General features: G+C 65.6%; 9 protein-coding genes. 4 read left to right on the top strand and 5 right to left on the bottom strand.

The window, feature by feature from the left end; all coding sequences use genetic code 11:
• Positions 1–60: 60 nt before the first annotated feature.
• Entirely contained in the window at positions 61–4404 is a 4344-nt protein-coding gene (locus tag FB461_RS11300; RefSeq protein ID WP_170222744.1) for a GH92 family glycosyl hydrolase, read from the bottom strand.
• A 166-nt stretch (positions 4405–4570) separates the two neighbouring features.
• Complete coding sequence (locus FB461_RS11295) at positions 4571–7852, bottom strand: S8 family serine peptidase (protein ID WP_170222743.1); 3282 nt, start codon at positions 7850–7852, stop codon at positions 4571–4573.
• 93 nt (positions 7853–7945) lie between these two features.
• Here FB461_RS11295 and FB461_RS11290 point away from each other — a divergent pair, with 93 nt between their 5' ends.
• A complete protein-coding gene (locus FB461_RS11290; protein ID WP_142122174.1) occupies positions 7946–9310 on the top strand; it encodes an MFS transporter in 1365 nt (454 codons plus the stop codon).
• Here FB461_RS11290 and FB461_RS11285 read toward each other — a convergent pair.
• The gene (locus FB461_RS11285) at positions 9307–13599 is read right to left on the bottom strand and encodes a S8 family serine peptidase (protein WP_142122172.1); all 4293 of its coding nucleotides are present in this window, start codon (positions 13597–13599) and stop codon (positions 9307–9309) included. The genes FB461_RS11290 and FB461_RS11285 overlap by 4 nt on opposite strands.
• A 257-nt stretch (positions 13600–13856) precedes the next feature.
• Here FB461_RS11285 and FB461_RS11280 point away from each other — a divergent pair, with 257 nt between their 5' ends.
• Genes FB461_RS11280 through FB461_RS11270 form a run of 3 tightly spaced genes read left to right on the top strand, consistent with a single transcriptional unit; the run spans position 13857 to position 16353 of the window.
• Complete coding sequence (locus FB461_RS11280) at positions 13857–14255, top strand: thioredoxin family protein (protein ID WP_142122170.1); 399 nt, start codon at positions 13857–13859, stop codon at positions 14253–14255.
• Positions 14252–15991, top strand: a complete 1740-nt coding sequence (locus FB461_RS11275; protein ID WP_142122168.1) for an FAD-dependent oxidoreductase — start codon at positions 14252–14254, stop codon at positions 15989–15991. The genes FB461_RS11280 and FB461_RS11275 overlap by 4 nt, the downstream gene beginning before the upstream one ends.
• Positions 15988–16353, top strand: a complete 366-nt coding sequence (locus FB461_RS11270) for a metal-sensitive transcriptional regulator (protein WP_142122166.1) — start codon at positions 15988–15990, stop codon at positions 16351–16353. Before FB461_RS11275 ends, FB461_RS11270 begins: the two co-directional genes overlap by 4 nt.
• A 305-nt stretch (positions 16354–16658) precedes the next feature.
• Here the strand turns inward: FB461_RS11270 and FB461_RS11265 are convergent, their stop codons facing one another.
• Both FB461_RS11265 and FB461_RS11260 read right to left on the bottom strand, forming a co-directional pair.
• Complete coding sequence (locus FB461_RS11265) at positions 16659–17726, bottom strand: LacI family DNA-binding transcriptional regulator (protein ID WP_142122164.1); 1068 nt, start codon at positions 17724–17726, stop codon at positions 16659–16661.
• A 195-nt stretch (positions 17727–17921) separates the two neighbouring features.
• Positions 17922–24449: a GH92 family glycosyl hydrolase gene (locus FB461_RS11260; RefSeq protein WP_211349915.1), complete on the bottom strand. Its 6528-nt coding sequence runs from the start codon at positions 24447–24449 to the stop codon at positions 17922–17924.
• Between the last annotated feature and the right edge of the window lie 195 nt (positions 24450–24644).

Below are 24644 nucleotides of genomic sequence, written 5' to 3'. Positions count from 1 at the left end.
GGCGACCAGGGCAATCGCCCCAGCCGCCGCCTCATACCAGTCCGCGATACCAGCGGCGAGCTACTTCACCCTCAGAGACGTCTTGTACGTCTTCTTCAGGTAGGTGGCGTTACCGGCGTACTTGACCGTGATCTTGCCCTTCTTGGTCAGGCGCTTGGTCTTGACCGTCACGACCGCCTTGCCGCCCTTGGTCTTGACCTTCGCTGAGCCGACGACCTTCTTGCCGACCAGGATCATCACCTTGCCCGTCGCCTTGGCCTTGGCGACCAGGGTGACGGTGACCTTGACGGAAGCCTTCGACCCGCGACTCAGCTTGCCCTTGATCCGCTTGGCTTTGACCTTCGCAGTGACCTTCGCGACCTTGAGGTTCGTCACCTCGAACGAGGGCCGCACCTTGACGTTCGCGGCTGGCGAGTAGGACAGCAGCACCTGGTGCGTGCCGACCGCGAGCGTCTTGGACGTCTTGATCGTCGCTTTGCCGTTCTTGAGCGTCGCCGAACCAATGATTCGGCCCTTGACGAGCGCCGACACAGTACCGGCCGGCACGACCCCAGGAGCACTCACAGTTACCGCCAGCGAACCCGCCTTGCCGAACTTCGTCTTGGCCGCCTTCACCGCAACCGTCGAGTCAACGTAGCCCGCGCCCGAACCATCGCCGGGATCCGTCCCCGGACCGGGATCGTCCTTCGCCAGGACGGAAAGCGGCAGGCTCACCGTCGCCTGGGTGTCGCGCGGATCTGTGACCGTCACCACCGCCTCGCCGCTCACGGGAGCAGCGTAGACGTGCTGAGCAACCACTTGATAGCCGCCGTCGCTCGTCACGATCGAGGCATCCGTCACATCGCCGTCGCCCCACGCGACCGTCGCCGAATAATCGGCGACCTCAGCGCCAGCGCCCCCGGTGAACTTCACCAGCGGACCACCCAGGGTATCCCCAACACGACCGCTGAGCGTCGTTGCATCGCTGAAGATCAGGTCCGGGATCTCGTGGTAGATGGCGAGGTCGTCGATCCAGCCACGCGCGTAGCCGTCACCACTGCCGATGCTTCCGGCACCAGTCCCGAACCGGAACACGACCCGTTGGATGGTCTTGCCGTAGGTGGACTCGGGGAAAGCGACGGCGATGTCGTTCCACTCGTCCTGCGTCAGCACCCCTGCCTGGGCGACGGGGGTGAGAACGGCCCCGTTGGACGCCTCAGGCGCCAACTCGCTGAGGAATGTGCCGTCCGAGAACTGCACATCAACGATCACGTTCCGGCTCGCTGTGTTGGTGCGCGAGAAGTACGACATATAACTCTGCGGATACACCGAGTACGACAGGACGGTACCCGCGCTGATCGGCTCATTGAAGCTCGAGAGCCCCGAAACGAGTTCGTTCGTCGCCACGGCATTCGGCCCGGTTGCCTTCACGGCGTACACCACCGATTGAGTGCCGGTGCGCTCCTCACCGTCCCCAGCGACCTTCGTCTCGAGCGGGTTCGTGGAGCAGCAGTACGTGTCGACCGCGTTCTGCGTCCCCACCGCCAGGCTCTCCGGAACCTGCGTCTGGCCGACCTCGAAACTCGTATCGAGCTTCGCGGAACCGCGTTGCGGACCGCTCAGCACCGTCACGGTGATGGGAATCTCGCGCAGGTTGCGGTTGCCGACCTTAGCCTTCACCACGCCCTTATACGTCCCCGCTGGGGTGCCCCACTTGGGCCGCACCACGAGCGGCGACGTCACCGTGGAGTTGCCGGACACCGCGAGGGTGCCGGCAGTGGTGTCGACGGAGATCTCGTCCTCAAACGACACTGTGAATGTGATCGTCTGCGATGAAGTCACCCACGGCAGGTTGCGGGCGCTGAGCGTGATCGACGCGGGTGAGCCCGGGTACGCCGTGGCGGAGCCGTTGCTGACCCGGAGTTCGGGCAGGTTCTCACCCGTGCGCTCGGACGGCGGCGCGTCCGAGGGGGCGGTACCACGCGAGGTGTTCGCCGTGGTGCTCAGCGCGAAGTCGACCGTGCCGCCACCCGTAACGAGGTCGGCGGGCAGGTAGTTCAGGGTGGAGGCCTGACCGTTGATCGACACCGACTGGATGTACTTATTCGCGACGGAAGCGCCGGGCGCGTTGATCGCCAGTGTCTGCCCGCCGACCGGGCTGACGCGAATCGTCTCGAACAGCGGGGCCGCGATGGCCAGTTCGGCGCGCGCCGGATTCTGCGGGTAGCCGCCGAGCGCGGCGAAGACGAGCCACGAGCTCATCTCACCGAGGTCGTCGTTACCCGGGATGCCCTTGGAACCGCCCGCGTTGTCCGCCGGATCGAGCCACAGTTGCTTGACCGTCTCACGAACCGTTTCCTGCGTCTTCCATGGCTTGCCCAGGTAGTTGTATAGCCACGGCACCGCCACGGACGGTTCGTTGTCCATATTGGCGTGGATGTGGTTGTTCCAGCTACCGGTCAGCACCCAGTTGCCGTTGTCGTCCTTGAAGTAGCCATCCAGGCGCTCGTCTGCGACCTCGTTGCCGCCCATGACCTCGAAGAGGCCGGCGGGATTGTGCTGAACCATCCACACGTACGTGGCGCCGGTGGCCTCGACGAATCCGTCGTCCTTCGACGGATCGAATCCACTGACCCAGGATCCGTCGGCGTTGCGCCGCTGGACGTATCCGGCGGTCGCGGTGGCGTTCGGGTTGTACTGGCTCTGCCAGGACTGCGAGCGCTGGGCGAACGTCTTGTAGTCATCCTCGTGGCCGAGCGATTGCGCGAGCGCCGCGAGGCTGTAGTCGGCGATCGCCATCTCGAGGGTCTCGTTGGGGCAACCCCAGGCGTTGCAGCCCTCCGGGTAGTAGCCGTACTGGAGGAACTTGTCGAGGCTCGGTCGCTGCCCGACGACGCCAATGCTCCGCCCCTGACGCGACAGGTCCTTGTCCGTTGGTACGGTCGCGGCCCGCTTGAGCGACTGATAGGCGCCCTCGACATCGAAGTCGCGTGCGCCGAAGGCGTACATTCCGGCGACGGATACCGCGGACGGGTCACCGACCATGACGTGCGTTGCGCCGGTCACGTGGGTCCAGCGGTCCCATACGCCATCGAACTGCTTCGCCTGGTTGAACAGCGACTGCGCGAGGTCGGATCCCCTCTTGGGGTTGAGCCAGGCCACGAGCTGCATCTGCGAACGGTAGACGTCCCATCCGGAGAACGTCGTGTACTGATGGTCCTGGCTCGCGGGGAGATGCTCGACGGCGACGCTACCATCCGTACCCAGGCCCTCGAAGCGCGGATAGCGCCCGTCAACGTCCTCGATGATGTTCGGGTGCAGCAGCGAGTGGTAGAGCGCCGTGTAGAAGGTGCGCTGCTGGCTCTCGGTGCCGCCGCCGATCTCGATGGTGCGCAGTTCTTCGTTCCAGGCGGCCTTGGTTTCGGCCTTGACCTGCTCGAGTGTCTTTGATGACGAGTTCTCCGCCGCCAGGTTGGCAGCCGCACCCGCGGCGTCGACGTACGAGATGCCGACGCGCACGTTTACCGTGGCGCCCTGGGCGAAGCGGACGAAGCCACCGGAACCGTTCCCGGCCGTCGGGTAGCGGTTCGTGTAGCCGGTGCCCCCGGTGGCCTGCGTGGAGCCGTTGCTGACGGTGCCGTTGGTCCACGTGCCGACCGAGGCGAACGGCTGGTCGAACTCGGCCTGGAAGTAGAGGCGGTAGTAGGAGCGTTGCAGCGATCCGTCGCCGACGAACGAGCCGCAGAAGTTACCCGACTCGACCCAGCCGGACACAGCGCGGCCCGCCTGGTCGATCGAGATCGAGGCGTTGTTCGAGCCGAGCATCGAGTCGGAGGTGCGAATGAGCATCGCCGGGTCGCCGCTGGCCGGGAACGTGAAGCGCCCCGATCCGGTGCGGGTCGTGGCGGCGAGTTCGACGCCTACGCCATTGTTCAGGGTGACCTTGTAGGTGCCGGGGGATGCCGATTCGTTCGCGTGCGCGTAGTCGGCCTTGTAGGTGGTCGCGTTCGTCGTGTCCGCCGCGCTGGGGGACGTGGAGATGGCTCCGACGTACGGGAAGAACGGGATGTCGCCGGACAGGCCGGCGCAGCCAGCACCTGAGACGTGCGTGAGCGAGAAGCCTCGCGTGCGATTGCTGTCGTAGCTGTAGCCGGACGGCGTGGCGGTCCGCATGGTGCCGTTGGAGGTGTTCACGTTGTCCGGGCTCCACGCGAGCATTCCGAACGGAGCCACGGCGCCGGGGTAGGTGTTTCCGGCGTTGGAGGTTCCCACGAACGGATTCACGACGGCCGCGGGATCAGCGACGACTGCGGCCGCGCTGGCTGGCGTGGCCGCAATGGGGACGAGGCCCGCCGCGAGCGAGAGCGTCGCGAGGAAGGCTAAGGGTTTGCGCGTGCGCGCTGGGATATTCATTTGGGTTGTCACCGACCTGCTTCTTCGAAGGTATGTGAAGTTAGCCCCTCGTCTGACTCGCAACCGACAGCGTTGTCAGCCGGGAGTGAGTTAGGGGCGGTCACTCATTTGAGTGATCGCCCCTAACTTACCGCAGTCGCTGCGCGAATGTCTCGACGAGCAGCGTCGTGCGTCTGGGCTACCTGCGCACGCGGACCTTCGCCGTGGCGCTGGCGGCTGGTTTGGCGACCGAGGTGACCCGAATCGAGATCGTGGCCTTCTTCTTGGCTAGCGCGGATTTCCTAACCCGCTTGAGTTTGAGTGACACCGTGATCCTGGTCGAGGAACCCGGCTTCAGGATTGCCGTCCGATACTTTCCTGCGGTGACCTGCTTGGTGATGTTCTTGCCCGCCGCCGAGCGATACACGAACGTGTACCCCCGGGGTGCCTTGGAGGCCTTGATCCGGACGCGACTCGCCGCATTGCCGGCGTTCCTCACCGTGACGATAACCTTCTTCGGCCGCTTAGTCGCCCTCGCCGTCCTCTTACTCGCCTTGACGCTGACCCTGTAGGTTTTCGCGGCCACAGGCGCGGCGGGCTTCACCGGTGGCTGAATCGCCGCGTTCGCCGTGAAGGTTCCGGAAAGCGTGACGAGGTCGTTTGCGCTGCCGGGCATGGTCGCGGAATAGCTCGAAACCAGGATCGAGTAGGTTGTGCCAGCCTGCAGCGCCACGGAACTGAGCGACGAGTACGTGACCGTGGCGACGGCATCATCGTTGCAGGCCACCGTCGAAAGGCTGCCTTCTGTGCCGGTGTAGACGGACAGCAGGGTGTCGGCGAATCGTTCTGTGCTGCCGATCGTGCTCAAATTGAGTTTCCCGTTCGCGGTCGGCGTGTAGCGCCACCACAGTGTGCCGCCGCCCACGCGCGGTCCGAGTCTGGCGCACTGGTGAGCCGGGTCGGAGGAGGCGACGGTCGCGAATCCGGCCGCTATCACGGAGGAGTGGAATCCCGCCCCCGTCAGCACCGTGGCTCCCGCGAAGGTGTCGTTATCGACCGTGCCCACGGGGAGCCACTGGATCGCCAGTTTCTGCACGCTGGCCGAATCACCCGCCACGTCCGCCCAATTCCCGAGCATCACGAAGTAGGTTTGGCCGGCAGTGACGTTCACGGTGACATCGGAATCGAGCGAAGTGCCCGCATCGTCCGAGCACGCGACCTCGTTCGAGGCCCCTGGTGATCCCTCGTACACAGCGAGGACGGGATCGACCTCCGTGCTCGGCTCGCCCGCCGATGTCGTGCGGATGTTGACCCGTCCTTGCGCCGAGGCAGTGAAGGTGTACCACTGAGTGTTCGCCGCGAAGCCCTGGGTGCAGCTGACCACGGGATCGGTCAGGGATGAGGTCGCCCACATCGCGTCCGGTTCCGTGATCTGCTGGGCGGCCTGTCCCGGCGGCGTCTGCGTCAGGACGGTGGCGGCCGCGACCTCATCATTGGCCGGTGCGCAGATGCCGCGCCGCACCACGTCGCTCGCGACCGAGCGATCAGCATTGGCGTCCTGCGCGAAGACCCGGTACTCGACGAGTCCGCATGAGGACACGGCATCGACGTGGCTGACGGCGCTGGTCGGCAGTGTCTGCACGTCCCCCCACTGACCGTGCAGCGAACGACGCTGAAGGACAATGGCGCCGGAGGGCTCGTCCGGAACCGACCAGGAAATCGTGTGACTCTGGTCATCGATGGCCGTGAGCGTCACGTCCTCCACGGCCGCCGGGCAGTTTCGGACGGTCAGGACGAACGGGTCCGACGGCAGCGACGGGATCCCACCGGACGACACGGCCCGCACGGTGATTGCGTGGGGGCCGCAGCCGAGCGGCACAGTCGTCGTGAGACCGCCTACGGTGATCGTCTCGGTATCGCCGGTGATCTCGGAGGTGACATTCACCTGGTAACCGGTCGCGCCCGCTATCGACCCCCAGGACACGGTAGCGGATGTCGTGCCGACGCCGCTGGCCGTAGTGGCAGGCACCTCGAGCTCGAGTGACTGCTTGATGCCCGGCGGGGACACGCGCGGGAACTTGGGAGCAGTCGGCGGATAGCGCGGGTCGGCCACCTGCACGCCGGTCGATTCGAGCAGATCCTCGAGAAGAGCCGGGGTCAGGGTCCGGCCGTTATGCGCCGCGATCTCGGCGGCCAGCGCGCCGACCCCTGCGGCGTAGGGAGTGGCCATTGATGTGCCGCACATGGTCGTATTCGAATTGCCGTTCAGTCCCAGGGAAACGATCTCGCAACCCGGCGCGACAACGTCCACCAGTTCGTCCTTCCCCTGGACGGGCGTCGCGTTGGAGAAACACGAGACCTGACCGATGGGGCTGTGGGTCGCCCCCCAGCAATAGGGGTCGCTCGCCGGATCGGTCGTATCGACCGATCCGACACCGATCGCTCCGTCGACGCAGGCGGGAGCCGCGACCGCGTCGGTGTACTCCTCGTTGCCGGTCGCGACGAACGTGCTCACGCCCTGACCGTTCAGCGTCGCGAATGCCTGCAGGTACGCGGGATTCGCGGCGTTGCAGGATTCCGCCGTTTCGAATGCGCCTCCGCCGAGGCTCATGTTGACCTCGTCGATTGTGCCGGGATGAGCGATGTTGAGTCCGACGACGTGATCCAGCGCCGCCAGAATATCGCCGTCAGTGGTCGGGCACTCGGTGGTCGGACACTCGGCGGTCGGACCATCAGCGAACACTTTGATCGGATACACCTTGGCAGACGGGGCAACTCCATTGGGACCCGTGATGATGCCCGCGACATGGGTTCCGTGGCCGTCTATATCCTTGGCGTCGGTCGCTGAAGCGCAGCCACCGTTTTCGTGGAAGCACGCCTCGCCCACGACGTCGCCCGCGAGACCCGGATGGATTTCGCCATTCGTCTTGTCGACGCCGGTGTCGATGATCGCGACCGTGGTCCCCGTCCCCGTGACGTCTTCGTTCTCGATGACTTGGGTCGCGCCGGTGAGGTTGTTCGCCGTCACCATGGAGAGTTTGACGACCGTGTTGCGCTGGACGGTCAGCACGTCCTCGTGGGCCGCCAAAGCCGCCAGCCCCGTCGCGTCAACATCGAGCGAGATCGCCGGAAGATTGCTGTAGGTCGTGTTGGCGACCGCATGCTTCGAGGGCAAGTCGCCGAGGACGGACGATCGCGCCGCGGCGATACTCCGCTTCGAGGCGGGTCTGCCGTTCGCGGCCGGGACGTCGAGCACGGCGATGACGCCGATCTTCCTGCCCTTGTCCTTACCGTCCAGGTCAGCCGCCTGATCGGCGAGGTCCGCCGTGAGCGTGTCATCGTTGGCGACCGTGCTGACCACGGGCGAAATCGGAGCCGGCGTGAGATCAGCGGCAGCGGCGGGGACCGTGGTCAACGTGGCCGATCCGAGCGCGAACAGGATGGCGGTCAGCGCGGCGACGTGGGCGCGGGTGGGTCTCACGACGAGGTCCCCTCCTCTGTGTGTCAGGAGCGGCATCGAACGGGCCCCTACTGATGAAACTCTACCCGAGCCCACCCACCCTAGGATGATGGGATGACTGCGAAAAGCCGCCCGGCCATCCACCGCGCCCACGCGGGGGCGACGCTGGTCTGGTGCGCTGGTCTATTCGCGTACATCGCGGCTGTCGCGCACCGGGCCTCGTTCGGTGTCGCGTCACTCGACGCCCTGGATCGCTTCCACATCGATGCCACCACGGTCTCTCTGTTCTCAGTCGTTCAGCTCGGTGTATATGCGGCCGCCCAGCTTCCCGTCGGGATGGCGCTTGACCGGTTCGGGCCTCGCCGCGTGATACTCGTCGGCGCTGCCCTGATGACGCTCGGCCAACTCGGCATGGCGCTCGTCCCCGGCGTCGGGCTCGCGATCGGCATGCGCGTCCTGATCGGTCTGGGAGATGCGACCACGTTCGTGGGAGTGGTCCGACTGCTCCCCAACTGGTTTCCGCCACGGCGGGTGCCTCTCCTGACGCAGTTGACGGGCATCGTCGGCCAGTTCGGGCAGGTGGTGGCCGCTTTCCCGTTCGTCGCCTTCCTGCACTCTCGCGGCTGGTCCTTCTCGTTCGTCGCGCTCGCCGTCCTCGGCGGCGTCGCCGCGTGCGCGGTGGCGGTATTCGTACACGATCGCCCCCGTTCCGCGCCCAGGCCGACCGCGCTCGGCGAGGACGAGTTCTCCTTCGCGCCCTCCCCGTTGAGTCCCGTCCCGCGGCCACCGAACACCGCGACCCTCAGGGCAGTGGTCCGTCATCCCGGCACGTGGCTCGGCTTCTGGTCGCACCTGGTGACGGGCTTCTCGCTCAACGCATTCGCCCTCATGTGGGGCTATCCGTTCCTCGTTACGGCGCAGGGGACGACCAGCACTCAGGCGAGCTGGCTGCTCACCTGGTGCGTGCTGATGAGCATCGTCTCCGGCCCGATCATCGGCGAATTCACGGCCCGCCATCCCCTGCGGCGATCGTGGGCGGTACTCGCGATCGCGGTCGGCGTCGCCGTGGGCTGGCTGCTCGTCATCGTTCCGGCCACGCCCCGTCCGATGTGGGTGCTGTTCGTCTTCGTCACCCTGATCTCCGTCGGCGGACCGGGATCGTTGATTGGGTTCGACTACGCACGCACCTTCACCGACCCCGCCCGACTCGGCAGCGCTACCGGACTGGTCAATGTTGGCGGATTCGTGGGCGCGATGATGACGGTGCTCGGCATCGGAGTCGTGCTCGATCTAGCGAAGCGGGGTGCCGGCTACACACTCTCCGACTTCCGGCTCGCGTTCCTGGTCGTGCTTGCCGTGTGGGCGGTAGGCGTGGTCGGCGTCCTCGTCTGCCGCGCCCGCACCCGCTCCACGATGGCCGAGAGCGGCATCATCGTCCCGCCGCTCTCGGAGGCCTGGGCCCGCTGGCGCGGACGCTAGACCGCGCGCAGCACCCGCACCACCTTGGCTTTGGAGGTCTTGGGCTTCACCTTCGCCGATCCTCGGAATCTCACCGTGATCTTCTGCTTCCCGGCCTTCTTCAGTTTGACCTTGACGTTGCGCTTGCCCTTCTTCAACTTGACGACCTTCACGGTCTTCTTGCCGACGCGGATCGCAACCTTGCCGCTGGCGGCCTTGCCGCCGGCGGTGACCTTGACGCGCACCTTCACGGTCGCGCCGGCGCGCACAGACTTCTTCGACACCTTGAGGGTGATCTTCGCGCCCTTCTTGGCGGCTTTTTTCGTCCCGGGCTTGGTGCTGGTCTTGGGCGGTGTGGACGAGCCTCCCGCCGTCACAGTCAGCACGGTCGAGGCGGAGGTGAGCGTCACCGTCGTGGCACCGGCCTGGACGGTGTAGGTGGCGACAACCGAGTGCCTGCCTGCGGCAGCCGTCGCGCTGATCGGTACCTCGACAGACAGATACCCGCTGGCCGCCGAGGTGGCAATCCCGATGTCATCGGCCGCGAGCGCCTTCTGCCCCAGCACCGTCTCGCCGCTGCGGATCTTCACGACCGCGCCGACCACGACAACCGCTCGAGGTACCCGCACTGTCGCGATCACTCCGCCCTTGCCGTAGGCCTGGGTGGCAGCCGACAGCGAGATTCCCAGCCCGGCGGTGGACTCGTCCTCGCCTCCTTGCCCGGCGCCCGCCGACCCGCTGAGCGGAACCACGGTGACCGCGGCGGAGGTCGCCTGCCCCGTTCGGCCGCCCGCTGTCGCGCTGACGCGGACGGAGAGGTCGGCGCGTTCGTCCTGCGCGGCGACCGGGTAGGTCGGGCCGGTCGCGCCGCCGATCGCCTGCCCGCCCCGCAGCCACTGGTAGGCGAACGTCGCCCCGTCGGCGTCGAGCCAGGTGCCGGGCGTGGCCGCTAGCGTCGCCCCAGCGACAGGGAGGCCCGAGATCGCGGGAGGGACGGTGGCGACTGGCGAGCCGTCGTGCACGGTGACGCTCGCCGAGGTTGCGGTACCTGATTTGGTGCCGCGCGTGGCGGTGACGCGCACAGAGAAGGCCTTGCCCTCGTCCCCGGCCGCGACCGTATAGGACGAACCGGTCGCTCCGCCGATCGCCTGCCCGCCCCGCAGCCACTGGTAGGCGAAGCCGAAGGTGGCCGCACCTGTCCACTGGCCCGGCGTGGCGGTCAGCGTCTGGCCGACGCGCGGCAGTCCGGTGATCACCGGCGGGCTCGACGAGGTCACCGTGTCCGGCGGAACATCCAGCACCTGCGTGCGCGTCCCACTCACGTTGTGCATATGGACGAGCAGCACCTTGGCATTGGTGTCCTGGCTCTTGCGGTGGATGACCAGGTTGGTGCCGGCGACGGACCTCACGAAGTGGGAGTTCCACGACGCGGGTCGCTCGAACCAGAGGTCGGGGTTGTAGACGTCGTAGGTGATCGTCCCGGTGTCGTCGTTCAGGCTGTCCGCGATCAGGCGCGCCTTGTATTCGATCTCGGTGCTGCCGGTGTGCCCGGCGGCGAATCCGATGTTCTTGAGATTGACGGTGAGGATCCAGACGTTGCTGTCGAACGCGTTGGTGTCTAGTCCCGCGTCGTAGCCGTTGACGCTCTGCGTCTCCACGACGGCGTTGTCGCTCAGTCGGATGGTGCGCACCACGTAGCGATCGTCCTTCTTGGACGACCCCTGGTTCTTCGGCTGGACGAGCTCGAGCCGGTACTTGGCGTTGTTGAACTTAGTGGTGAGCTCGATGGTCGCCGAGACCGAGTCCATGCCAGTCACAGGGCGCGCGCGATTGCCTCGCCCGGCGATCGCGAAGTAGAGGGTTCCGTTTGATTTCTCCGCGAGTTCGGGGGCGTTTGTGGCGGCACCGACGACATCGGTGTCGGCCGATCGGCGGGTATAGTCCCGCTCATCCACATTGTTGTTGTCGTCCGTGATGCCCCACTGGAAGCCCATGCTGAGCGGCTGGGCGGCTTCGGCGAAGCTGGTGGCGCCGAAGTCGAGGCCCGTACCGCCGAACGTGAGGGTGCCCTTGAGCGGATCCGAACCGGCGAAGACGGGCGCCTGACCCACGATCTTGGTGGCGGGCTTGGGGGCCGCGAAGACTCCGAGGCGCAACCAGGGCACGTTTGCCGGATCGGTTGACTGGAGATCGAGGATGCCCGAGGCCTCGGTGACGTATTGGCGTGCCTTACCGTCCGAGGTGGTGGACGACATGGTCGGGTCGATGGTGCGCCGTAGCGCGAGCGGGTCGGGAATCGACAGCGTTACCGTCACCTTCGCCGCGGCGCCCGCCGCGATCGATATCTGGGCGGGAGAGGCGGTGAAGTTGACGCCGGGCACGGCGGTGAACGGCACGTAGCCGGTGTTGAAGGTGACCTGCGACGCGCCATCGTTGTGCACCGTCACGGTGCGCGTCAGCGTGGTTGGTCCCGACGCCTCGACGACCCCGAAGGACGCGGTCACGAGGTGATCGTTCTGGTCGGAGGCGAGCCACACCTTGGACTTCGCGGCATCGGCGGTATTGACCAGGCCCGTGCCCGTTCGCGTGAGCGAGTACTTCCTTCCCGCGGCGTCCGCCACGCCGGACGAGGCCGTGTTCATCATCAGCGCCTTGAATCGCAAGGCGGCGTTGTCGTTGTTGGCCTTCCACCCCGGGTGGGCACCGATCGCGACGGCCGCCGCTCCCGCGGTCATGGGCGAGGACATGGAGGTGCCCGACGCCGGGGTGCTGTTCGACCCAGTGCCGCTGTAGGCTGATACCACGCTGCCGCCGATGGCGGTGAGGTCGGGCTTCACGCGGCCATCGTACGAACCGTGCGCCCCGCGGGAACTGAAGCTGGAGATTGGCACGGAGCCGTTCGTCACGGTATTGTCGGCCGACGCAACCGTGAGTGCCCGCTCCTGAACCCCGGGCGATCCGCCGATGTCGACGTAGTCGCCACCGTTGCCCTCGGAGATCACTGCGATGATGCCGTACTGGTTCAGGACCTGGAGCGCGTTCTCCTTGTAGGTGTTGTTGACCTGCCCCCAGTCCGATCCGATGGACTGGTTGATTACATCGATCTTGTTCCCCTGCCCGGCCTGCTGTGCCACGTACTCGAGGGACGCGACGCCGAGCGACGTGCCCCCGCTGCTGCCGTCGGCGAAGATCTTGATGGGCCACAGTTTGGCATTGGGTGCCATCCCGGGTCCGATCTTGAGTGCCTTGACCTGCGCGGCGCTCACGGACGAGTAGCTCGACGGCGCGAAGCGGGTTCCGTTGGTGTTGACGCCCCACCCCGCGACGATGCCGGCTACGTGAGTACCGTGGTCGAAACCGCTGACGGTCGGAATCGGGTTGCCATCGGGGTTCTGCCCAGTGCCCGTCGCCCCGGCCAGGTCGATCATGCCCTTGACCTTCGTGGAATCGAACCAGCCCGACTGGGGCGTGGCCGCCGGGTTTGACTTGGCCGTGTTGTAGGCGGCGGTCGTACCGGGACCGCCGAAGTCGGAATGCGTGTAGTCGAAGCCGGAATCGGCCACGGCAACCACGACGTCCTGCCCCGTGTGACCGGCCTGCCAGGCGGCAATCGCCCTAATGAGGTCTGCCCCGTCGGCGGTCTGGGTGGAAATCGAGCCGCCCGTGGCCGTCTCCAGCGCGGGGCGCTCGTAGTACGGCAGTTCCACGATGGTGACGACGTTGTCGAAGTTGAGGGCCTTGCGCAGGGCCACCGCTGAGGCCTCCATCGCCACTCCGGGGACCGTGTACTGCGAGCCGTACATCTCGAAGGCGGCGGGGTCGAGTTGCTTGACGGCGTCCACAATGACGTTCGTCTTGGCGATGGTCGCGTCGGCGATGGTGCGCGCGCTGCGCCGAGCTGCCGCGGCGCTGATGCCCTTCTTCTCGGCCTTTGACAGCGCCATCAACGCGGATGTACCTCGCGTCTGGATGAACACCCGTTTGCGCCCGGTCGCATCCGCCAGCCAGTCAGCGGAACCCACCGATTCGCTGCCATCGACGTAGTTGTCGTTCTGCGCAGCGGCGATGGCCGCGTTGTCGGTGGCGACGGCGCTCGGCGGTCCCCCCGTACCGTCCTCGTTCTGGGCTGCGGCTGGGACGGATGCGCAGGTAACCGCAAGGGCGAGCGCCGTCAGACCTGCGGACAGGCGGTATGTGGTGAGCGTTGACCGCACTGGGATCTCCCGGAATTGCGTACTGAACTGGATTATGCGGCGCTCCTGCGCACCGCGGGCCAGGCACGACGTCGTGTTCGGCTTCCGTTTGCTCACGCTACTACCGACCGACAGCGTTGTCACTCCCGGCGCCGGCTTGTATCCTCGCTGAGCACTGCAGAGACCGCCTAGCGACCGGATGGGCGCATATTGCGAAGTCCTGGAAGTCCGTTATCAGAGCGGATGGCACGCTCGCAGCCGACGCGTCCACGAGTCTTCTGTGAGATGGAAGACCGCGCGATGCGAATCGCGTCGAGGACGATCGCCGGAATTACATCTGGCCTCATATACCCCTGGGGGTATATACTTGTGGCATGGCAACCATTGAAATCACCGCCGGCAACGCGCGTGACGTTATCCTCGGCAACCGCATTGTCATCCTCGACTTCTGGGCTGACTGGTGTGCCCCCTGCCGCCAGTTCGCACCCACATTCGAGGACGCCAGCGAACAGCACCCGGCCATCGTCTTCGGAAAAGTCGACACGGAAGCCGAACGTGCCCTGGCCGCCGACTTCGGTATCACCGGCATTCCGACCCTCATTGCGTTCCGAGACGGCATAGGCGTCTACCACGAGGCAGGAGCACTGCCCGCTAGCGCACTGGAATCCCTGCTCGATCGGGTCGAGACTCTCGACATGGACGAGGTACGTGCTCGCCTCGCAGAAGACACGCCATCTCAGACCGGTTCGGCCCCCACCGGGAGCGACCAGTGAGACTTGTCATCGTCGGCGGCGTCGCTGGTGGAATGAGCGCCGCAGCCCGCGCTCGTCGGCTCGACGAATCCGCCGAGATCATCGTGCTCGAAAAAGGCCCCTGGGTCTCCTTCGCGAACTGCGGGCTACCCTACTTCGTATCGGGTGAAATCGAGGATCGTAACGCGCTCATCGTCCAAACGCCCGGCCAGCTCCGCGCTTCGCTCAACCTCGACGTGCGCACCAACCACGAGGTAGTCGGCCTTGATGCGAGCACCCGCACCGTGCACGTCCGCACCGCCGAGGGGACCCGGGAAATCGGCTACGACGCACTCGTCCTCGCGCCGGGTGCCGAAGCCCGCCGTCCGGACATCCCCGGCCTTGACTCATCGCGCGTTCGCACACTGCGGACCGTGGACGACGCCGTGGCACTTCGGGACGAGGCGAATCGGGCCACCACCGCCGTGGTTCTTGGCGCGGGCTTCATCGGGCTCGAGGCCGCCGAGGCGCTGGTCCGCCGCGGTCTCGACGTGACCGTCGTCGAACTTGCACCGCAGATACTCCCACCGCTCGACGCGCCCATGGCGAACCTGGCTCTTGCCGCGCTCAGCCGACTCGGCATCACAGTTCGCACCGGCGTGTCCGCTACTGCCATCCGGCCGGGGACGGACGAGGACTCCGTCGCCCTCAGCGACGGCAACGAACTCCGCGCAGGCTTGATCGTGCTCTCGGCGGGCGTTCAGCCCGCAACGGCCGTCTTCGAACGCGACGGCGTGTACTGCGAACACGGCGCGATCCTCGTCGATGGTCGCGGTCGCACGAACCTGCCAGGCGTGTGGGCCGTCGGCGACGCCACCGCCGCCAGCGATCCCCTCACCGGCGCACGCCGACCAGTCGCCCTCGCGGGTCCGGCGAACAGGGCAGGACGACTCGTCGCCGACGACATCTTCGGGCTGCCAGCGGCACGACCGCAACCCGCTCCGCTGGGCACGGCCATCGTCCGGCTGGGTGACACGACCGCCGCCATGACAGGCGCGAACAAGCGCACCCTCATGGAGGCGGCTATCGACCACCACACCATCGACCTCCACCCCACGCAGTACGCCGGATACTTCCCCGGTGCCGTGCCCTTCGCGTTGCGCGTCCACTTCGCGGCCAACGACGGACGACTGCTCGGCGCCCAGGCCGTCGGCACGGATGGCGTCGACAAGAGGATCGACGTGCTCGCCACCGCCGTGCGCGCTGGGCTCACCATAGGCGACCTGATCGACGTCGATCTCGCCTACTCGCCGCCCTATGGCAACGCCAAAGACCCGGTCAATCTCGCCGGAATGCTGGGGCAGAACGTGCTTGACGGGATAACGCGACTCTGGCACGCAGAGAATCTTGAAGCCGAAACCGAGCGCGCGCTCATCCTCGACACCCGAAACGCCGACGAGTTCGCCTCCGGCCACGTTCCCGGTTCACTCAACGTGCCGCACACGGAACTGCGCGCACGCCTCGATGAGGTTCACCGCGCCGCCGCCGGGCGACCGGTACGCGTGCTGTGCGCCTCCGGCATGCGGTCCTACCTGGCGCACCGGGTTCTAGTGGCCGGCGGATTCGACTCGGCGACCTTGTCCGGCGGGATGCGCTCACTGCGCGCGACGCTCGGCGAGCAGGCCAGCGCGTACCTCGTCCACCTGCCGCCTGACGGCGCGCGCATTCCTCCCGCCAGCACCACAACCGAACGCCAGACCGTAAGGAGTGAACCATGACCGCGGACCAGTCCACCGCCGAGGCTCAGAAGAAGGTACTCAACCGACTGCGGCGCGCCCGTGGCCAACTGGATGCCGTGATCCGCACTGTCGAAGTCGGCGGACCATGCAAGGACGTGATCACCCAATTATCGGCGGTAACGTCCGCGCTCGACCGGGCAGGCTTCACCATCGTGTCGACCGCGATGCGAGACTGCATCGCGCAAGACACCGGCCCGAACGGCGACGAACAACGCGGCGACAACGGGCATGACGAGGACGGCTCCAGCGCCGGGGGGCCGAAGAGCGCCGACCAATTAGCACCCACGGTGAATGGTCCCTCGATCGAGGAATTGGAACGGCTTTTCCTCATGCTCGCCTAGGACGTACGAACCTGGCCGGGCGCGAATGCCTGCACTAACCCTGATTCGACCACTCAACCTCAGGAGGAACCCGTGTGTCACCCCGCTACCTGCCGCACCTGCGGCAAAACAACCTGGAGCGGTTGCGGCCAACACGTCGATTCGGTCATGCGCGACGTACCCAAGGACCAACGTTGCTCCGGGCACGACACCCCCACCCGGAGCCGCTTTTTCGCCCGCATCCTCGGGGCGAGGTAGCGGCGACTCGACCGGAGCTCCCATGACGAGTGGGCTCGACGCACCCAAGCTCACTCGATAGTGAACTGTTAAGCGATCGGCAGGCGCTCGCCCGAACCGCGCGGGATCAGGCGCGTCTTGATGACCAGTTCTTGCGAAATCGCCTCCTGGCGGACCGCGGAACGCTCTAGTACCTGCAGTGCGGCGCGCCGGCCCATGTCGGTCGGGTCGTGGCTGACGGTCGTCACGCCGAGCAGTTCAGCCAAGGCGAAATCGTCGAACCCCACCAGGGCGGTATTCGGAGCCACGTTCGCGATGGCCTGCAGGGCACCAATGGTGATCTGGTTGTTTCCGGCGAAGATCGCCGTTGGAGGCTCGTCGTCCAGCAGCATCTCCTCGGCCACGAGGCGCGCCGATTCCACGTCGTGGGCGCTATCGCGCACCCAGCGGGTCGTGTCCTCGATCCCCGCCTGCTTGAGCGCGTCGGCGTAGCCGTCGTACCGGAGTTTGCGGGTTTGAAGTCGCGGGTAGTCGCCCAGGTAGCCGATTCGGCGGTGACCGTGTTCGATCAGGTGCGTCGTCCCGGAGTACGCGCCCGCGTAGTTGTCGAGCACCAGAGAGTCGGCATCCAGACCCACCGCGGGGCGGTCGAGGAAGACGAGTGGGACGCCACGGGCCTGGTATTCGGCGTACTCGGAATGGTCGTCGAGGGTGGAGACGATCAGCAGGCCGCGAACCCGCTGGTTCACGAACTCCTCTACGAGTGCCCGCTCGGCGGCGGGGTTCTCGTCCGAACTGGCGATCGTCAACTGCATCCCGTGGCTACGGATCTGCTGCTCGACGCCCTTGGCGACCATTGAGTAGAACGGGTTCGACAGGTCGCCCGTGATGAGGGAGACAACCGGCGTTGTCACGCCCCGCTTGAGGAGGCTTGCCATCGCGTTGATGCGGAAGCCCACCTCATCGGCCGCTTTCAGCACCCTCTCCCTGGTCGCCTCGGCCACGTGCTTCTCGCCGTTGATGGCGCGCGAGGCCGTCTTGAGGCTCACTCCTGCCATCTTCGCGACTAGCGCCAGCGTCGGTGTGCGCCCCTCCTGCAGGTATCCGGGCTCGACCGCCGTGTCGGCTTCAGGGGAAAGCACGGTACTGTTTGTCATCGCTCTCAATCGCCTTCCGGCCCGGCTTGTTTACCGGGAATTCTACTCATATTTCCGTGCGAACCTGTCGATTAACGTCAACTTTTGCACGCTTTTGGCAGCTTTTTGTACGAGAACGCCGACGCTCCCACCCCTACCGCATTTAGGCGGTCGGTGAGCGGAAGCGCCGGCGTTCCGTATCAGCTCGTCAGTCAGCTAGCGGAGCTTGACCTTGAGCGTCTTCGAGGACTTCGAAGCGGTGGTCTTCGAAGACTTGGGCACGAACTTCGCCTTCGCCTTGATCGCGGACCTGTACGCCTTCTTCAGCGTCACTGTGACCTTGCCCTTGCGCTTGGCAGTGAGCTTTGCCGTGCCGACAACCTTGCCCTTGACACGGATCTGCACCTTGCCCGTCGCGTAGCGGCCGTTCGACAACTTGGCCACCTTCACCGTCACCTTCGGCTTGGCGCCCGCCTTGAACTTCTTCGCGGACAACTTAACCGTCTTCGCCTTGGCCTTGACGACCTTGAAGGCCGCCGTCTTGGCCGAACTTGCCGACTTGGCACCCGAGGTCACCGTCGCGGTCACGTTCTTGTACGTGCCCACTGGCGTCTTCGCTGCCACCTTGCCGGTTGCGACCAGGGTCGCGCCCTGCTTTGCGACCTTGGCGGTGGCCAGGGTCTTCGACCCGCTGCGGAAGACGACCTGGTCGCCGACCTTCGCGCCCGTCACGACAGCCGATACCGTGACCCGCTTCTTGGCGACCGGGTTGTAGGGCTGGCTCTTCTTCGCGAAGGCGGGAGCACTGACGGCGAGGCTGCCAGCGCTCGTGTCGACGTTGACCGTGACAGTCACGACGTTCGACACGCCCGCCGCATAGCGGCTGTCACCGGCGTATTGCGCCGTCAGTTCATGTGCTCCGACGGGCAGGGTCACCGATGCGGTGGCCACGCCATTGGCGATGGCTCCCGTTCCAACCTGGTTCGCACCCTCGTGGAAGGTCACCGTCCCGGTGGCATCTGCTGGTACCGCTGCGGACAGTGATACTGCCGAACCCTCGATGACCGACGTGCTGGAAGTCGCGAGCGTCACCGTGGGCACTAGCTTGCCGACCGACACCGTCACCGGTGCGGACGTCGAGCTCGCGTAGGTGCCGTCGCCGCTGAACTCGGCAGTGACCGTCAGATCGCCTGCTGCCAGATCCGTGAGTTCGATCTGAGCCGTCCCTGCGGTGACCGCCTGGCTACCGAGCACCGTGGCCCCGGACTTGAACGTAACCGTTCCCGTCGCGGCCGGCGGCGCAACCGTTGCCGTCAGCGTGACCGAGCCACCCACGTTGACCCCCGTGGCGGAGGCCGCGACGCTGACGGTGGAAGCGGCCTTGGAGACGGTGACCGAAACCGAGTCAACGTCGCCGCTGCGATACTTCGCGTCACCGCTGTAGGTTGCCTTGAACTCGTACGAGCCGGCTTCTTGCGCCGGGATCGTCAGGCTCGCTACACCGCTCGAGACCTGGCTGGTTCCGAGGACAGTCGACCCGCTGGTGAACGTGACCTCGCCGTTGGCGTCGCTCGGAAGCGTCGCGTCGAGGGTGATCTCGTCCAGTGTGGTCGGGTCCTCCGGGCTCGCCGTGAGGCTGACCGTGGCCGCGTCGTTCCCCGGCACCACGAGCGTGCGAGTCAGTGCCGATGTCGACACGCCGTCATCGACCACCACGGTCACGTTGTAGACGCCCGGCTGCGTGAACGTGTGCGTGCCGGAGATCTTCCCGCTCGCGATGTTCGCGTTCGCGACGGCACTGCCGTCACCCCAGTTGATCGTGGCCGACTCGCCACCGAAGCCACCCGCGATATCCGCGAGCACTGCTGTGAAAGCATTGCCAGCGGTTGCCGTGGGCAACGCCTCATCCGGAACCTCGAGAGCGAGCGGAGCCTTCCGCGTTGACGTTGTGCCGTCATCCGCGACTGCGAAGTAGTGCTGCTTGCCCGAGCCGAGCGCCCCGACCTTGTTCGGAAGGTCGAACCACACCGGCGTCTTACCTGCCGGAATGTCGATCGCAGCCGTGGAGTACAGTGCGGTCGTCTTGTTGGTCGACTCCTTGCCGAGGCCGGAGAGCCGCGTCTGGATCAGACCGACCACGATGTTGCCGGCCGTGGGGTTCGTTGCCTTGCCCACCCAGTCTCCGAACGTGATGGTCACCGTGTCGGTCGTGTTGTCCGAGTAGTGCACGGTGCCTGTTCCGGTCTGGTCATTCTCGTTCGCAGTACCGATGAACGAGTACTTCGTCGCGTCCGCCGAGAGGTTCAGGCGGATGCGCTGACCCTCGCCGAGAGCATTGTCGAACTTGCCGTTCTCGATCTCGGGCAGCGTGAACTTCAGCGACGTGCCAGTGACCGTCTTCTCGGTGCCCTGTACGAGGGCACCATTGGCCGGAAGCGCGAGCTGAGCTTTGTCGTAGGCATATCCGAGGCTGTCGCAGTTCGCGCCGACGCCCTCGATGGAGAGGCAGGCGTTGTTGAACTGAGCCTCGAGCGTGCCCCGACGATCCACCAGGACGGTCGAGCGGATCGACTTGGTGTCCCCGTTGTTGGTCACCGACACGGTCACGTTGCGCAGGCCGGTAGCCGTGAACGTATTCGTGGCGCGGACCGACAGCCCGAAGTCAGTCTGCACGACCGTTGCCGCCTGAGGCCCGCTGCCGAAGTCGGCGGTGGCGGTGTAGTCGGCCGGGTTGAGCGAGGAACCGCCCACGATCTCCGCGACCGTGTTCGTGGCGGACGAGTCCACCGTCGCACTTCCCTGAGTGGCCTTCAGTGCGAGTTCAGCCGGGAGATCGGGTCCGGCGAGCAGCTCCACTTCTGCAATCGTGGCGCCGGCACCCGTAGTCGAACCGAGGATCTTTAGCCGGTACTTGGTGTATGACTGGCTCGCGGTCACGTGGAAGGGCTTCGTCTGCGTGTTCCACGCGAACTCGACGTCCTCCTGCGCATCCAGCTCCGTCCAGGTCTCATCGTCGTTGCTGGCCTCGAGTACCCAGTCGGAGGGTGCCGCGGTACCTGCGGGTCCGTTGGTGATCGTGTACGACTTCACTACCGAGCCAGGCGCATTCACGTTGTAGGTGATCGTCGCCTCCTCGTTCGGCAATGTCGAAACGGTTGCCGAGTTGTCGTCGCGAAGGCCGGAGATTCCAGCGCCGCCCGCCTCGCTCGCGGTGCCGAACTTGGCACCGGAGATGTCCTGCAGCGGCACACGCGGTGCCTCGTTCGAGGTACGCGACCCCCACGTCTGCGGCGTGCCGGCCATCGTGAAGTTGAGCTCGCTAGCGTCCCGCAGGTCTTCCTGGTTCAGCTGAGTCGACGTGAGCGGAGTTCCATCGAGGTTGGCGTTCGCGATGTATACGTTGTCACGCGAGTTGTTCGCCGCGTTGATGGTGAGGTCACCACCGTGAGCAGCGCCACGCTTGACCGTGACGGTGTCGAACAGCGGCGAACCGATCGTGTATTCGCCGGAGCCGAGCGCGAGCGGGTAGAAACCGAGTGCCGAGAACAGATGCCACGACGAGAATTCGCCGTTGTCCTCGTCACCGGGGAAGCCCTGACCGATTTCGGAACCGACGAACAGGCGCTGCATGACCTCGCGGATGATCTCCTGCGTGGTCGTCGGGTCTCCCGCCGCAGAGGCGATGTAGCCGATGTGGTGCCCGACCTGGTTCGACATGCCCCAGGTACCGATGCGCACGTCACGCTGCTCATAGGCCTCGTGGATGCTTGAGGTCATGGACGGTTCGGGGGTCGTGAAGAACTCGTGCAGTTTGTCCTTCAGGCCATTTGAACCGCCGTACAGCGCAGCGAGCCCATCGACATCGAACGGCACGTGGAAGGCGAAGTTCCAGCCGTTCGTCTCGGTGTAGGAGTGGTTGCCCCAGTTCATCGGGTCGTACGTGCCCGGTGCAAGTTCCCACGTGCCGTTCGCGTTGCGGCCCTGGAAGAACCCGACGTTCGGGTCGAACGCGTGCACGTAGTTGCTCGCGCGCTCGGTCAGGTACTCGGCCTCGTCGGCATAGCGCGCGCGCTTGTCGGCAGAGATCGACGTGTCCTCGGACAGCTTCTTGGCCATCTGGCCCAGCCCGTAGTCGTTGATGTAACCCTCGAGAGCCCACGACGTCGACTGGTTCTGGCTGGCCGGGATGTAGCCGAGGAAGATGGACTGGTTGAGCCCCTTGCGACCGATCTGGTTCGAGGAGGATCCAGCGGGCGTGTTGGACGCCGGCAGAGCCGTCGCGTTCTTCAGTCCTGCCGCGTATGCTTCCTCGGCCAGTTCGGTCGAGATCGCGCCAGAGGTGTATGCCTCGGCGAATGCGACGTCGGAACTCGTTCCCGTCATCAGGTCGGCGTAGCCCGGCGAGCTCCACCGCGAGATCCAGCCCGCGTCGCGGTACTGCTGGACGAAGCCGCTCACCAATTCCTCGGCGATATCCGGGTACAGGAACGAGTACAGGGGCCAGGCCGTGCGGTACGTGTCCCAGAATCCGTTGTTGACGTAGATCTTGCCGTCCTTGATGGCCGCGTTCGTCTGGGTCGTCGTTGCCGAACCGGTCTGCGCCGAAACGGGGGAGGCGTACTTGTAGACGGGAGTGGTCGAACCCAGCTCGCTCGTGTCCTCGAACTGCGAGTTCGGGTACAGGTTGAGGCGGTACAGGTCCGAGTAGATCTGCAGCTTCTGCGCATCCGTAGCGGTGCTCGAAGCCGACAGGTCGATCACGCTCAGGCGGTCGAGCCAGGCGTTGGCTGCGGCGGTGCGAACGTCCTCGAACGTCTCGCCTGCGACCTCACGAGCCAGGTTCTTATCCGCCTGGTCCTGTGAGATGAACGACGTTGCCCAGCGCAGTTCGACGGTCTTGTCGCCCGAGGTGATCGGGAACGAACCGTAGGAGCTTCCGGTGCGGTTGGTTCCGGCGCCGATCGCCGTCGGCGTCTTGGAGAAGGTACCTGACACGAACATGCGGCTGCGGCCGACCGAGAGACCCGAGCCCTGATCGATCCAGCCGGTCAGCTTTCCGGTGGCGTCGATCGAGAGTGCTCCGTCCCCGGTCACCTTGTCCGCGAGGACGCGCAGCGAGGTCTCGCCGCTACGGTTGTTCGTGAAGCGGAAGACACCACCGTGGTCCGAGGCAGTTGCCTCGACGACAGTGCTGTTGTCGAGTTCGACCTTGTAGTAGTCCGGCTTCGCAACCTCTTGGTCGTGCGTGAACGTCTGCGCACGCGTGCTCGGAGTTGCGTTCGGCGCCGCCGTCGATGAGCCGTCGATCGGCATCAGCGTGAACTGGTTGCGGTCACCCATCCACGGGCTGGTGACGTGCGAGATCCCGATGCCCTGGAGCGTGAGCTTGTTCGCGGAGTTGTTGTCCCGGTGGTAGGAGTACGGCTGCGACTGCGAGGTTGCGTTGGTGTAGGGAACAACGAAGTTGAAGCCGTTCGGCACGGCGGTGAGCGGCTGCGTCAGACCGCGCGAGAACGACGTGGTGCCGTTCGAGCCGCGGCGGGTGTCGACGTAGTTCAGCAGGTTCGAGCCGTCGATGGGCTGGGCGGCCGCGATCTTGAGATCGTCGATCCAGCCGGTGAACATCGTGCCCTTCTTACCCGTCGGGTTGTCGTAGGTGAGGAGGATCTTGGTGATCGTCTTCCCCTCGAGCCCGCTCAGGTCGACCTGCACATTGTTCCACTGGCTACCGTAGAACGCCTTCTGGTCGCCGTATGCCTGGGCGCCGAAGTCGAAGCCGTAGCTGTCGACCAGGTTCTCCTCGGAGGCGAGCGAAGTCGTCGAACCATCCGATAGTTCGAGATCGATCGCTGCGTAAGTGGCCGGGTAAGTCAGATCCGTGTCGATCAATTGCGGGAAGATCTTGTAGGACAGCTCTGTGTCGTCGCCGATGGCGAGATTCAGGCCGTCGTAGACGACGTTGGTCGCCTTGGCGTCGCCGTTCTCCAGGTGCTGGCCGCGGTAGCGCAGTGCCTTAACGCCGGTCCAGCCGGCGTTCAGTTTGGCGGTGCGTCCGCTTCCGGGACCCGTGGTGGCCTCAACGGACATCGGCTGCTCGGGAACCGGCATACTGGTGTCACTGAAGAGCTCCCAGTCGGCCAGCTGGATGAGGCTGTTGCCGTTGTTGGCGGTGATGTTGAGTCGGTAGAACTTGTAGGGGGTCGTGTTGGATGCCAGACCGGTGTATTCGACGCGGGTGAACGGGGCCGTCGTCGTGGGCAACTGGTTCGTCTGGGATTCCAGGTCGGTCCAAGTGCTGCCGTCGCTCGATCCTTGGACCGTCCAGTTCTTCGGATTGCGGTCGGACGAGTCGTTGGCCGTCACCATCACGTATTTCTTGAGGACGACAGGGTTCTGCATCTCGAACCGGAGCCAGGCGGTTGTCGCGTTGGCGAGCCACTTGGTGGTCGGGTCTCCATCGGCCGCCTTCGGGGCGTTCTCGTTCGTGCCGTTCTCGGCCGAAGCAGTCGCCGCGATGACGTCGGGAAGGAGCGTACCGGGCACGTACGAGTATCCCGTGACGTTGTCCGGAGCCTCATAGTTCGTGTTCGCGAGCGGGGCCGCCTCTCCCGTCTCGAACGAGTTGCCCCACGTGTCTCCCGGAGCCGCGGAAGCGACTGGGGTCGTGATGCCCATCATGGACACCCCGAGGATGAAAGTTGAGATAGCGGCGATACTCCGCTTACCTCTGCGCGATATGCGCATTCGACTCTGGCGAGATTGTTGCATTATTCGCTCCCGGATCACCTTTGACTGACAGCAATGACTGACTGGCGGGGTCCCCCTGCGTGTATCCGATCTACGTCGAACGGACTGAGTACGACAGCGTTGTCACCCACGTCTGATCCTACGCGTTCGAGCGCGCGTATCCAAGCCAAGTGTCTAGTAATTGGGCCGATC

Source organism: Rarobacter faecitabidus (assembly GCF_006716265.1).
GTDB lineage: Bacteria > Actinomycetota > Actinomycetes > Actinomycetales > Cellulomonadaceae > Rarobacter > Rarobacter faecitabidus.
Note: the sequence above shows the minus strand (reverse complement) of the source record. Positions and strands in the feature narration are given on the sequence as shown.